Origin of the sequence: Mycobacterium marinum, from assembly GCF_003391395.1 — a bacterium.
Lineage (GTDB): Bacteria > Actinomycetota > Actinomycetes > Mycobacteriales > Mycobacteriaceae > Mycobacterium > Mycobacterium marinum.
The window spans coordinates 4,177,080-4,189,501 of the sequence record NZ_CP024190.1 but is presented as its reverse complement, the minus strand read 5'-3'; the positions used below and the strand labels follow the sequence as shown (position 1 = coordinate 4,189,501).

Below are 12,422 nucleotides of genomic sequence, written 5' to 3'. Positions count from 1 at the left end.
AATATGGGGCTTTACCGGTAAATTACTGCGCACACTCGGCTCTTCGAGCAGTCGTTCTAGCGGGAGAGCCAGATACTCTGTTGGGCAAGCACGTACGGGTCTTTGGACAGGTCGAACATTTTCGCTGAGTAAAAGCGTCTATGCGCTGATCTCGGACGCGGAATGCGGTGGGGTTCTTGGAGTGCGGTGTCGGTGATGGCGACCGCGACCCGAGGATCGAGGGCTGCTCCTTCTGTGCGCACACGTCGTTGAGCTTCGGCGAACACGTGGTTTCGTTCCCAGGTCGAGCGTGACTTGGAGATAGTTTCGATTACAGCGGCGCCTTGTGACTGGACCCAATCCGGTGTGATCTCCACCCCGGGCCGTTCGCGTGCTGTGAGTGTGTCTGGCAGCATTTGCGTCCAGCTTGGCTTGTCCGCCGAGGTATGTGGGGCGTGATTGCGCCAGTGGGCGCGTTGTTGGGCTGGCGAGCTTGGTTCTGGTCTAGCTTCGCGGGTGTCGAAAGCCGCACGCTGCGAAAGGGAAAATTGTTCGGATGTTGTTGGTTCATGATCATGTGCGAGTTGAAAGTCGGCGACGAATTCTTCGTATCGAGGTTTGATTGCGTTGCGGCGTACGGATAGAAGTTTGCACAGATCGGCTGGTATGCCGACGATTTCGCGAACTGGGCGCTTGCGGCAGCCGATGGCGCCGGCTCCGCCGGCACCACTATCACCGCCAGATCCGGCATTCACATACCCTCCGGTGCCGCCGTCCCCGTCGATACCGCTACGAAACCGCCGTCTCCACCGGCACCGCCAGCACCGGCAAATGCCCAGCCGCCTGCGCCGTCGTCACCACCGGTAAAGCCGCCCGAACCGCCGGTGTCTCCGGCGCCGCCAGCACCGATGGTCGCGAAGCCGCCCGAACCACCGTTGCCGCCGTCGAAGCTGACGGTGCCATCGGCACCGTCGGAACCAGTGACCAACCCACCGGTACCGCCGTGGCCGCCAGAACCATTGAAGTCGCCGTTGCCGCCGGCGCCACCGGCACCGCCGATCATCAACGCGTCGCCGCCGTTGCCGCCGTCACCACCAATGTTGTCGCCGTTGCCGCCGGCGCCACCGGTACCAGCGGCAAACCCACCGGTACCGCCGTTGCCGCCGACGCCACCATTGATGTCGCCGTTGCCGCCGGCGCCACCAGCACCGCCGATCACCACGCCGTTGCCGCCGGTGCCGCCGGCGCCACCATCTTCCGTTGAGCCTTCGCCGCCGGCGCCGCCAGCACCGCCGACCCCGAAACTGGTACCGCCGTTGCCGCCGTCGCCACCATTGATGTCGCCGGTGCCGCCGGCGCCACCGGCAGCGCCGATTATCAACGCCTTGCCGCCGTTGCCGCCGTTGCCGCCGTCACCACCATTGATGTTGCCGGTGCCGCCGGCCCCGCCAGCACCGCCGACCCCGAGACTGGTACCGCCGTTGCCGCCGTCACCACCATTCATGCCGCCGTCGCCGCCGGCGCCACCGGAACCAGCGGCAAACCCGCCGAAACCGCCGTCGCCGCCGATACCACCGTCGCCCATGGATCCTTCGCCGCCGGCACCACCAGCACCGCCGATGGTTAGCCCGCCACCGCCGTCGCCGCCGTAACCTCCGCCGATTCCGTCTCCGCCGATGCCGCCGTTGCCGGCGGTGCCGAACCAGCCGCCGTTGCCGCCGTTGCCGCCGTCGCCGCCGTTGTCGCCGCGGGCGATGCCGGTGGTTCCGCCGTCGCCGCCGTTGCCACCGTGGCCGCCGCTACCGAACCAGCCGCTGGTGCCGCCGTCGCCGCCGTTGCCACCGTTACCGAACCAGCCGCTGGTGCCGCCGTTGCCGCCGTTGCCGCCGTGTCCGAACAGTCCTCGGGCGTTGCCGCCGTTGCCGCCGTGTCCGAAGAGGCCGGTGTCGCCGGCGCCGCCGCCGTCGCCGCCGTTGCCGTAGAGCCGGCCACCGTGGCCGCCATTGCCACCTGTGTCGAATAGGCGATATTCGTTGGCGCCGCCGGCGCTGCCGCCGTGTCCGAACAGTCCTCGCGCCTCTCCGCCGTTGCCGCCGATTACACCGGTACCGCCGTTGCCACCATTACCGGCTAGCCATCCGCCGGTACCGCCGGCGGCCCCGTTGCCGGATAGTCCGCCGTTGGCGCCGGCGCCTCCGTTGCCGATGAGCCATCCACCACGGCCGCCGGCACCACCGTGTCCGGACCAGCCGCCGTTGCCGCCGTTGCCGCCGTTGCCGAATAGTCCGGCGGCGCCGCCGGCGCCACCGACAGCACCGGCGCCGTGTTGTTCGATTGCTCCGGCGGCGCCGTTGCCGCCGTTGCCGATTAGCCAGCCGCCGGCTTGGCCGGCGGTTCCGGCTTCGGTGGCGTCTGCGCCGTTGCCGATCATCATCCGACCGAACAGTAATTCCGAGGGCGCGTTGATCAGGTTGAGGATGAATTGAACTAGTTTGGAGAACTCTCCCGAGATCCATTGCGAGACATTGGTGTATTCCGCGTCTTCGTAGGTGTAGCCGGCTGCGCGTAGGGTATGCACGAATTGGTCGTGGAACTGTTCTGCTCGAGCGCTGAGGGCTTGGAATTGCCGGGCGTAGTCACCGAATACAGCTGCGAGTTGGGCTGATACCTCATCAGCGGCGGCGGGTGCGAGCACGGTGGTGGGTGGGGCGGCTGCGTTGTTGGCTGCACTGATGGTGGAGCCGATACCGGCTAGATCGCCAGCAGCGAGGATTACCTCTTGTGGGACAACGTCTACGGGCACAACAACACTCCCCAAACTATGAACTCGGTATTTGATGGTTTACTCGTCGAAGGTGGGCTCGCGGCGTTGTGGGTTCGCGTCTGAGCCGGGTACTGCCTTGGTTTTCTTGGGTTTTGACTACTAGTTACTGCATCTGTGACTGGGCCGGGTGGCGGGTGGGTGGCGGTTCACACCCTGCGGTGGTGCGGTTCCGGGGGGGGGGGGGGGGGGGGGGGGGGGGGGGGGGTTAGGCCCAGCTGGATCCGATTGATGTGTCGGTGGTGGCCATGTTGTTTCCCGCGGCTTGGACTTTGGCGCCGTGGGTGTTGGCTTGTTCGTAGATCATTTGGAAGTTGCGGCCGAGTTGGGTGATGAATTCTTGGCAGGCGGTTGATCCGGCGCCGCCCCAGAAGTCGCCGGCGCGTAGGACATCGCTGACGATTACTTGGTGGTGGGCTTCAAGTGCTGCGGCTTGGGCTCGGATGACTGCGCCGTGAGCGTCGACTTGGCCGAACTGGTAACTAATTGTCATGGAAACCCTTTTCCCTAATTACTGAACACAATCGTGGTGGGTGTATGAAGCCCTGCGGGGAAATAGTGATGAATAAACCCCGGGTTCACACCCCGGGGCCCGACGGTTGCGCGGTATTTATGTGTCGCTGCCCAGGATCGTCCGGGAGGTTTGTTCTTGTTGTTCGTAGTGGTTCGCGTCACGGACCAGGCCGTCACGGACTCCGTGGAGCATGTTCACGATGTTGCGGAACCCGGTATTCATCTGCGCCATGCTGTCCATCGAGGTCGTCGATGCCAGACCACTCCACCCGGCACCGGCAATGTTTTGGGTGGATGCCCACATCTTGCGGGCTTCGTCTTCGACTACTTGTGCATGGTTTGCGAACCGGCCTGCCATGTCCCGCATTGCGTGCGGGTCAGTCATAAAACGCTCAACCATTACCTAACTCCATTAATAATAAACACCATGATTTCCCGGATCTATCCGATTCTTTGATTGTCTAATTCGGCGATCACCTACCCACACACAACAAACCCAGCTTTTCTCTAGACGATGCGGGGGATGATGCTGGGTCGTGATGAGGTCACCGCAACCCCGCCACCACTACCGCCGCCGCTGCTGCTGCCGGCGGCTGCGGCACCGGCAGCGCCCATCGGCATGCCCATCGGCATCGGTGCCCCCACGCGACCGGCTGGCGCACCAACAGCACTAACACCGCTCGACGTTGATGGCGTCGCAGCCATGATTGCGTTACTGGCCCCGCTGGTGGTCGGTGATACCCCCCAAGTTGGTGGTACCGACAACGCCCGCACGGAATGAGCTTGGCCCATGGCTGCAGATACCGTCCCCGCCTGGCTACCGGCAACACCGGCAATACCGGCACCGGCAGCGGCCAGTGGGCCGGCGCCACCAGCAGCTGCTGACATGGCTGGGCCCATTGCTGACATGGCTGGCCCGAGCGCTGACATGCCCGCTGATAGTGCTACGGGGGCTAAACCCATGGCTAGTGGCATGGCGGATTTGGCCAGTTGTGATACCAGGCCTGACATCAGCCCACCACCAGCAGCGGGTTGTTTGGGTGTGGCTGTTGGGGTTGGTTCGGGCAGTGTGACATCGCCGGGTGGGGGTGTTTTCTCTTCCGATTTCAACGCGGTGATCAGCGATCGGGCTCCGCTGTCGTAGGCGGTCATTGCTGCGACGTCTTGAGCCCACATCTGTTCATAGGCGGCTTCGGTGGCTGCGATCGTGGGGCTGTTTTGTCCTAGCAGGTTGGTGGCGACCAGGGTGGCGAGCAGGCTCCGGTTGGCGGTGACTACTGCGGGGTGCACCGTGGTCGCCAGGGCGGTTTCGAAAACGTTGGCTGCGCTGATGGCGTGTGTTGCTGCGGTGTGGGCGTGCCCGGCGGCGTCGGTCAACCACGCAATATAGGGAGCTGCGGCTGTGGTCATGGCTACCGACGCGGGTCCTTGCCATGGGCCGCCGGCTAAATCTGTCGTTACTGACCCGAATGAGGTCGCTGCGGTGCTCAGTTCTGCAGCTAGCCCTTCCCAGGCTGCACCAGCGGCCAGCATCGGGGCCACTCCCGCGCCGGTATGCATACGCGTCGAGTTCACCTCCGGCGGCAACAACCCATACAACACTCAACGCCTCCTAAAAACCTGAGAAACACTGACAGACAAACGATCTTCGGCGTATTCGCGGCCAACACCGCTGGTTTCTCGACCGCGGCCAGCGACCTGGAGGGAAGCTACCGATCCGGTATCGGCCTGTCAATCATGATTCGGTGAAAACCCTTGGCGCTCATAGCTGATTCATACCTACCCGCCCGCAGCCCCTGCACCACAAGTAATCCCAATCACACCAACCCGTCCGGGAACACACACCCACGACCAACCGCCACCAAGGCAACCTGTGACCGTGCGGCCACGACGGCCGGCAGCGAATTCAAGCACCAGGCCCGGGGCATCGCGCTGTGTGGGTGTGGCGGTCGCAGACCGCGTTACCACACCCTAGGCTCGTGGCATGTTGGCCAACGAAAAACGCTGTTGAACAGTGGATTCACGTGAAGTGTGGCTGGTCGACATCACCACCGACCTAGACGTACCCGTCACGCTTGCGTACGCCACCGCGCCGGGCGGCGGCTCACGGCGCGGTTCCGGGGCTTCGCTGTCTCGGCATTACAGCGTTTATCGCGCGCTAACCGAACTGGTCGAAGCCGAGTTGACGCACGCTGACGACGCAGATCGTCTGCGCGCTATCGAGTTGCTCGTCGACTATCCGAGCCTGCAGGCGTGCGCGGCGTTCGAATTAACAACTCCGACAAAATCTTCGGGCGGCACCCCCATATGTCGGTACCAGCACCCCGTCATCGCCATCTGAGCACCTAAGCCAGCTGGCGGCCAAACTCGCCCAACATCGCTATAGCGCCTACCTCAACGAGGTTCACACGTCGAGCAACGGCGTAGCCACCGTGCACACTCACGTGCCAGGCCTGGAGCATTTCTACATGATCACCGACGGGGGCTCGGCCGTCGTGCCGGGCCGCCGTGGCGTCAGGGCTTCGAATCAGCAGCCCCAACCCTAACGTTGTTGTCGTACAGCATCGGTGTCGGGACTGCTCACCGTTCGGGCTTTGGCGTGTATAGGTCAGCGAAGCCGGCTCCTCGGCAGGTGCGGCCGCTGGAAGCCGTGCATCTAGTCCGGCTCGACGGCCAGCGACGTCTGGCTCGGACTTCGTCGCGGCCCCAATATTTCGGCTTCTCAACATTGGCGAACAGCGCATACCGGTGCTTGATCTCAGTGCGGACCTTGCGGAGCGCATCATCGGGGAGAGATGCAAGAGCCTCGAAGAGGGTGTCCCGTACCGCTTCGGTTTCGAGGATCGGATGTATGGCCGCCTTCTCGGCGACCTCGCCAACGCCAGAGTCCGGGTCGCCGACCATAGACTGCAACACCCTTATTGCACAGCGAAGGTAGTCCACGAGCTCTCCGTACGTCTGAGGATTTCCACGCCGCTCGACGATCACGCTGCCCTGCAGTTCTCCCGACACGGTGACACAGCCTCCGCGCACGTCGATGGCGGCAACTCCTGCCTGCGCAGCGCGCTTGCGGACCGCGCACCTGCCAGCTCTGCTCTTGCAACTACGTGTTGGGCGAATTCGCGGATGCCCCCGGTGCGCATGCGCTGTGCCAATGATGTAACCCGAAGTGGCACAGGGGCCGCCGATCTGGGAACCGCGTTTGTCGGATGTCAAGTTTCGGGCCTGCTGAGGCCACAACCTCTTTGGCCGCCTCCACCTGATGGAAAGCGGTTCTGTTCATCTCCTTGTATTCGGCGGTGGACAGCGATTGGTGGGGTCTAGGCCGCCTTGTTCTTCAAGTCGGGCAGGGGTGCTCAGATGTCTTGCGGATCCCTTGTCCGCCGTTTCCAGCAAGTGACCGCTCGCGCAGTGGTGATGCGGTGAGCAATTCGGCCGTCATCGGCTGTTGTGTCGGCGTCGATGACGTGCGTCGCGCGCGAGCTTCGACGAGCTCGGGACAGATGTGCGCTCACCGCGTCACACGGGAACAACCGCCACCGGCTCAGGACAACCTCATATGGCTGCAGTCGTCACATAGCGGATCGGCATCTATCCGGATGAGGGTACGGCGCGCGACACGTTCGATCGGCTTCTTCCGGCGGGGATACCAGAAGGTTGGTTCAGCGGCGGCATCGCTCTCGTCGAACGCGCACGAGGGGGGCGCAAATCTGTTATTGATGTCTCCAACAAGACGGGCCCGCAGGTGGCCGGTGCTTCGATAGGCTGCCCCTCATGGGAGTGCGGACCCGGTACGCGGACGGGACGTTCAGCTGGGTCGACCTTGCCACGACCGAGCCAGAGGCGGCCACACTGTTCTATGGCCAGCTCTTCGGCTGGACACCGGAGGAGCGGCGCACGGCAGACGGGCGCGCGTACACGGTGTTGTGCCGAGACCGCCAGGAGGTCGCCGGGCTCTATGCCCTGCCTGCGGCCGACCCCGCCGGTGATCAGACGCGCTGGAACTCGCACATCTCGGTCGCCGACGTCGACGCAGCGGCCGCCCGCGCCCGTGCATTGGGAGGTGTCATCCTCGCCGGGCCACTGGATCTCGGAGACCGAGGAAAGATGGTGGTCGTGCGCGATCCGCACGGGTCCGTCATCCACCTCTGTCAGCCCGGTCGATCCTTCGGCGCGACTTGCGTGAACGAGCCTGGATGCCTGACCTGGAATGAGCTGGCCACCCCGGATGTCGATGCCGCGATCGCCTTTTACTCGCAGCTATTCGGTTGGCGCATCGAGTTTCTCGCCGGCATGCCCGTGCCCTACTGGGTGATTCGTGTGGGAGGGCGCGACAACGGCGGGATGCGCGCTCTGACAGCGGCGGACGCCGGTGTGCCGTCGCGTTGGCTGCCCTACTTCGTGGTGACCGACATCGCGGAGACCGGCGCTGCCGCCGTCGCCGCCGGCGGCGCGGTTCTCGCGGGGCCGACCGAGCAGCCGAAGGGCGTCTTCAGCTTGCTGCAAGACCCGCAGGGGGCGAGCCTCCTGGTCTTCGAAAGCGACAAGCTTGACCCGTAAAGCGCGGAGCCGGACGTGATCCCGGCCAAGAACTTGGTGTTCGGCTCCGGTCCCGAGTGCCCAACCGAACTGCTTTGTCTGCCGCTGCTGCGCGCGCGATACGGCCTGACCTTCAAGGAGTTTCGCGTCACCGATGCGGGCGGTCCGCGCACCGTGGACGCGCTCGAAACCGGAGAGATTCAGGTTGGCGTGCTCTTCACCACCGATCCACGTCTCCTCGCCGGCGACTTCGTTCTGCTCGAGGATGACCGCCATGCCCAGCCAGCCGAGAGTGTCACGCCGATCCTGCGCGACGAGTTGCGGGCGGCGCACGGCGAGCACCTCGCCGCGAGCATCGACGCCCTGAGCGCGGAACTCACAACCGAGCGCCTCGCCGAGCTCAATCGCCGCGTCCTTCTCGGGGCATCTGCCGCGGCGGTGGCGGCGGAATTCCTCACCGAGCGGCGTCACGGCCTGACTCCGCGCACACCGCGCAGAAACCAACCGGCCATTGTCGTCGGCTCGGCTAACTTCGCCGAGAGCGTCACCGTGGCCGAGCTTTACGCCCATGCGCTGGCGGGCGCCGGCTTCCCGGTCGAGCGGCGCCTCGGGATCGGTAACCGCGACACGTACTTTCCGCTGCTTCGCGACGGCACAGTCGGCCTGGTCCCCGAGTACGTGGGCAGCCTCCTCGCGTACCTGGACGGTAGCCAGGGCTCGATCTCGGATCCGCCCCAAGCCCATGCCGTGCTCGCCCAGGCGCTACAGGGAACGGGGCTGGTCGCTCTGCAGCCGGCGCCAGCCCAGAACAAGAACGGCATCGTCGTGACCGCCTCGACCGCGGCGCACTACGGCCTGACGAAGATCAGTGATCTCGGCCGGGTGATCGGCGAACCGGACGGGAACGACTGACCGTCTCGGCTGCTGCCGGTTCGCACCTGACGGATTGCGCTGCACCGCAGCCAATCTCGCCTGGGCGTGGGAGGTCCCCGATAGTCGGTCCCACTGATTCACCCGGGACACGCGATCAGCACTGGACAACTTGGCTGATCGACCCGAACGCAGTCAGGAACCCGATTTCGCATTCTCGTCCGGTAAGAAGTCAAGGTGGAGCCCTGGTCTATGAGGTGCCGATCAAGAAAGGCCCATTGCACGTCGGGCTTTCCCGGTGTACCCAGCTACACCGACACTGGCGAGAGCCTGACGACCACAACCTGAAGAGACACGTCTACAACATTCTGCGAGAGGGATCGGATCACTCTCGAATTTCTTGAAACGAAGCGCGTGCGATCTTGTACCGGGCGCTTTACGGTAGATGACGTGGTTGCGGTGGGTGGTTTGGAGGTTGTCGATGATCTCGGCCCGGCGCGGTGGTTGACCGAAAGCGTGCGCAGCTTTGCTGAGAACGTCGGGTCGGTAGTCCCGGACACCTTCGCCGCCTACGCTCGGGTGTTCCACCCCGCCGACAACCACGGTGACGCGGTGAGCTGGGCTGAGATCGCCCGGGCTAACCGAAAAGTCGTCCATCCGCAGATGCAGTTCACCCGATTGATCGGTTACCGGTCTCGATACGTCTCGGGGTACTCCGATAGTCAACCCGGTCTCTTCGACGAAGCACCAACGGTAGGAACGCTGCCTCCCGGCACCGCTGCCTCGCTCGCCCGCGTTCTGTCGCACCACACCACGAGCGCTGACCACTGCTGGTTTGCGGTGTGGGCCGGCCGCGGCGAACTCCACCAGGCCTTTCATGACAGACCGACCTTCGCGCTCCCCAACCGCGACTACCATCTTGCTCACGGCCCCCTCGCCGCACTCACCCAGTCATTGAGCACCGACAGCGGCCACTCGTGGCACCTCTCCGCCAACCTGTGCTGGCCAGACGACCACACCTGGTGCCTAGCCACCGAAATCGACTTTGACAGCACCTACCTCGGCGCCTCGCAAGCCTGCATTGAAGATCTGGTAGCGGACTCGGAACTGGAAGCCATGCGGCTCGATGTCACCGCGGGCGTCACCGCCGACAGCGACACCCTCAACGAGGTACCGCCGGAGTAGCTACCAGAAGCCGCGACCTATCCCTCCCCGGGGATACCGGGTGCCGCCAAGTGTACAACCGGTGAGACGGTGGCTACCGATGCCGCCAATCCGGGGCAATCGTCGTTCTGCGCGCCAGCGGAGAACTGCGCGCGTGTCGTGCCATACGACTCAATGGACTCGCCAGCGTTCCGGCGCGCGAGCCGCGAGTCGCTTCGGGCTGTGAAGAGCAGTTTGACCTGGGATAGGAGTTCTGCGATCTTCAATCCGATGAATTCGCAATTCCTTTGGCGACGGCGATCGGTGGGTGGGTCTCTGTCCGCGATTCGCTCGGTGGTGGCTGCGGTGGGCAACTCGGCGGTCATCGGCTGTTGCGTCGCCGCGATGTCCGCATGTGTCAACACAAGTGCCGAAGCCGCACCGGGCGTGACTACCGACTCCTTGATCGTCGGCATCGATGACGTGCGCCGTATCGCTAGCTTCGATGGCCTCACGTCAGAGCAGGGATCAGACGTGCGCTCACCGCGCCACACAGACTCGGACGCTCCGGGGCCATGCCGTGCGGTCTTCGACCAGAACGTTGCGTTCGGCAGCGGCTGGGCACAGTTTCGGTCGGTGACATACAACGGAACAATCAACAGCGGGCCGGGGCAACCTCATATGGCTGCCGTTGTCACACAGGGGATCGGCATCTATCCGGATGATGGTGCGGCGCGCGACGCGTTCGATCGACTTGTTCCGGCGCTGACAGCATGTTCCGATATGCAGGCTAAACACTACGATTTCACAATCGCTCAGCCGAATCCCTCGACCGTGGCCCTTAAGTCGGATCGATGGAATGTGATGTATCGCCTGCAATCTTCGGTACTGATTGATGTGGCGGTGTTGGGTCTTCCGCAGTCTGAGCAGACAGCGAATGCTGTAGTTGATGCGATCACCGATCGCATGAAATAGTTGCTCAGGCCCGTTCTGGGCGGCAGCTCGCCAACGGCGACAGCGAGCAATTCGGCTTCTGGTTTAGCGAAATTCCAGCGAATAGGACCTGGGGATCTTCTCAATGCGTAGCGGTGTTGAAGAACTCGACTGTCTTGGGGTGGGCACCCGCGGTGAGCGGATTGCACCCACTCGTTCTCGACGTCAGGCCCACCGCCTGGCGCGCTCTAATACATGATTCTTGGCCCGGACGGCGTCAAGGCGAACCCAGGGAAATTGGTAGACAGGGACATAGTTGACGAATGCAGTCCGCCTTTTGGGTGATAACCGTAACCAACTGCAATTCGACATTAATCGACTATCGGCGCAGCTAGATGTCAGCCCGATACAGCTAGGGCCTCGGACGAATGATGGTCTGAGTATCTACATTGCCGACGATGGCTCATATCCCTTCACTTTCTACGAGCGAGGACAACTCGGCTTCGACAGGTCGGGCAGCCTCGACGATTCTCTATTGGTACTGCGAAAGCGTTGTCACACGTCAAGCGGCCAAACGAGTGGGGGATCGCGCAGAACGATTCAAATGCGAGTACCAGATATCAAGTCGATGCTGGTGATCTCGGTCGGTGCAATTAGGGCCCTCCGGTTGTCGAGCCGCGCCGCTACGCAGACCCGACCGGACTGCAACCCCCAGGTGCGCATCGTCCAGCTCAGTGAAGTGGGCAACATTCCGAAGCAAACCGTTTAGAACGCAACACACTCTGAAGAGTCACGCCTACAACATTCTGCGAGAAGGTTGGACGCTAGGCAGTGGTGATCAGGCGCGCATCTAGTTGAGTGAGAAGCGGATTGATGAGGTCAACCGCGACCCAGTGTCTGGTCTCGTCTACACCGACTATCACGCCTAGGTTGTAGATCGCGTTGTCAAGTTCAACGGTGACCGGAGAGCCGAGTACCCACTGTTCGATGGGCTTGTTTGCATCATCTGCGGCCAGGACCACCCGGGCGATACCAGTCGGAAGGTTCTTCAATTCTGGCGTTTCGACTGGGTCGAGCACGCGGCCGGTCACGAAGTCTCCGTCGACATTGCTCCACGTTGCGGACGCCCTGCTTAGCCTGGCTGGTACCAACTCCTGAACCGTTGCGCCCGTAGCTGTTTGGTTATTGATCTCGGCGCCCACGGGAAGTGCCCAATCTTGTCGACCAGAGCCGAACACTGCCAGGGGAGACGTCGGGATTGTCCAGGGCTCGTTGGTGACTGCTGGTTGCTCCGTGCCGGAAGCGGCGTAGGTGATCTCGCCGACCTGGACTCGGCTCGGTGGTTGGCTGGCGTCGTGGGCCCGCATTACCGACACCGGTGCATGTGTAGCGCCTCGAGAACATTGCGCGGCGGTGATGAAGCCGGGCAGTCGCTGATCAGCACGGTTCGGGTCGGGGTAGTCAATGAGAAAGCCGGCCTTGCACACCATGGTCGCGGTTCCCTCGCCAACCATGATCGGAGATCCTGGTTGCAGCCGAGCCACGGGGGCGGACGTCAAAATCGGCGCGTTGATCACCGGCGGGGGTGGGGCGAATGAGTCGGTGGCTTTGGCGCTCGGTGATG

Annotated in this window: 12 protein-coding genes and 1 pseudogene; 6 read left to right on the top strand and 7 right to left on the bottom strand. The window is 63.4% G+C overall.

All coding sequences use genetic code 11. From position 1 onward, the window contains the following. Positions 1-56 precede the first annotated feature (56 nt). The 5 genes from CCUG20998_RS29330 to CCUG20998_RS17350 form a co-directional block, all read right to left on the bottom strand. Positions 57-734, bottom strand: coding sequence for a relaxase domain-containing protein (locus tag CCUG20998_RS29330; RefSeq protein WP_081651070.1), 678 nt, complete (start codon positions 732-734; stop codon positions 57-59). Then, complete coding sequence (locus CCUG20998_RS28975) at positions 731-2,782, bottom strand: PE family protein (RefSeq protein ID WP_103654113.1); 2,052 nt, start codon at positions 2,780-2,782, stop codon at positions 731-733. Before CCUG20998_RS28975 ends, CCUG20998_RS29330 begins: the two co-directional genes overlap by 4 nt. 226 nt (positions 2,783-3,008) lie before the next feature. Next, entirely contained in the window at positions 3,009-3,293 is a 285-nt protein-coding gene (locus CCUG20998_RS17360) for a WXG100 family type VII secretion target (RefSeq protein WP_012395207.1), read from the bottom strand. 117 nt (positions 3,294-3,410) lie between these two features. Then, positions 3,411-3,713: a WXG100 family type VII secretion target gene (locus CCUG20998_RS17355; RefSeq protein WP_020730395.1), complete on the bottom strand. Its 303-nt coding sequence runs from the start codon at positions 3,711-3,713 to the stop codon at positions 3,411-3,413. A 107-nt stretch (positions 3,714-3,820) separates the two neighbouring features. Further along, positions 3,821-4,915: a PPE family protein gene (locus tag CCUG20998_RS17350; RefSeq protein ID WP_020730396.1), complete on the bottom strand. Its 1,095-nt coding sequence runs from the start codon at positions 4,913-4,915 to the stop codon at positions 3,821-3,823. Between the two features lie 412 nt (positions 4,916-5,327). Here CCUG20998_RS17350 and CCUG20998_RS17345 point away from each other — a divergent pair, with 412 nt between their 5' ends. Further along, positions 5,328-5,654, top strand: a complete 327-nt coding sequence (locus CCUG20998_RS17345; protein WP_103654164.1) for a YcaO-like family protein — start codon at positions 5,328-5,330, stop codon at positions 5,652-5,654. Positions 5,655-5,893: 239 nt separating this feature from the next. Here the strand turns inward: CCUG20998_RS17345 and CCUG20998_RS17340 are convergent, their stop codons facing one another. Then, a complete protein-coding gene (locus CCUG20998_RS17340; RefSeq protein WP_036456297.1) occupies positions 5,894-6,325 on the bottom strand; it encodes a hypothetical protein in 432 nt (143 codons plus the stop codon). A gap of 762 nt (positions 6,326-7,087) precedes the next feature. On the opposite strand from CCUG20998_RS17340, the gene CCUG20998_RS17335 reads away from it, so the two are divergent. The 5 genes and pseudogenes from CCUG20998_RS17335 to CCUG20998_RS28595 all read left to right on the top strand — a co-directional run. Continuing rightward, positions 7,088-7,873: a VOC family protein gene (locus tag CCUG20998_RS17335; RefSeq protein WP_020730398.1), complete on the top strand. Its 786-nt coding sequence runs from the start codon at positions 7,088-7,090 to the stop codon at positions 7,871-7,873. 15 nt (positions 7,874-7,888) lie between these two features. Continuing rightward, on the top strand, positions 7,889-8,764 hold the full coding sequence (locus CCUG20998_RS17330) for a glycine betaine ABC transporter substrate-binding protein (RefSeq protein WP_103654165.1): 876 nt from the start codon (positions 7,889-7,891) through the stop codon (positions 8,762-8,764). 408 nt (positions 8,765-9,172) lie between these two features. After that, positions 9,173-9,907 (top strand): hypothetical protein, encoded by a 735-nt coding sequence (locus CCUG20998_RS17325; RefSeq protein ID WP_103654166.1) that lies wholly within the window; start codon positions 9,173-9,175, stop codon positions 9,905-9,907. Between the two features lie 69 nt (positions 9,908-9,976). After that, complete coding sequence (locus tag CCUG20998_RS17315) at positions 9,977-10,840, top strand: sensor domain-containing protein (RefSeq protein WP_240642810.1); 864 nt, start codon at positions 9,977-9,979, stop codon at positions 10,838-10,840. Positions 10,841-11,204: 364 nt separating this feature from the next. Next, positions 11,205-11,424, top strand: a pseudogene (locus CCUG20998_RS28595) (hypothetical protein); the annotation flags it as partial. 198 nt (positions 11,425-11,622) lie between these two features. Here CCUG20998_RS28595 and CCUG20998_RS28590 read toward each other — a convergent pair. After that, on the bottom strand, positions 11,623-12,312 hold the full coding sequence (locus CCUG20998_RS28590; protein ID WP_240642809.1) for a hypothetical protein: 690 nt from the start codon (positions 12,310-12,312) through the stop codon (positions 11,623-11,625). Positions 12,313-12,422: the final 110 nt, after the last annotated feature.

Excerpts from the sequence above, each read along its gene's own strand:
- CCUG20998_RS17360 (WP_012395207.1), bottom strand. The coding sequence starts at position 3,293 with ATGACAATTAGTTACCAGTTCGGCCAAGTCGACGCTCACGGCGCAGTC.
- CCUG20998_RS17355 (WP_020730395.1), bottom strand. The coding sequence starts at position 3,713 with ATGGTTGAGCGTTTTATGACTGACCCGCACGCAATGCGGGACATGGCA.
- CCUG20998_RS17335 (WP_020730398.1), top strand. The coding sequence starts at position 7,088 with ATGGGAGTGCGGACCCGGTACGCGGACGGGACGTTCAGCTGGGTCGAC.
- CCUG20998_RS28590 (WP_240642809.1), bottom strand. The coding sequence starts at position 12,312 with ATGGTTGGCGAGGGAACCGCGACCATGGTGTGCAAGGCCGGCTTTCTC.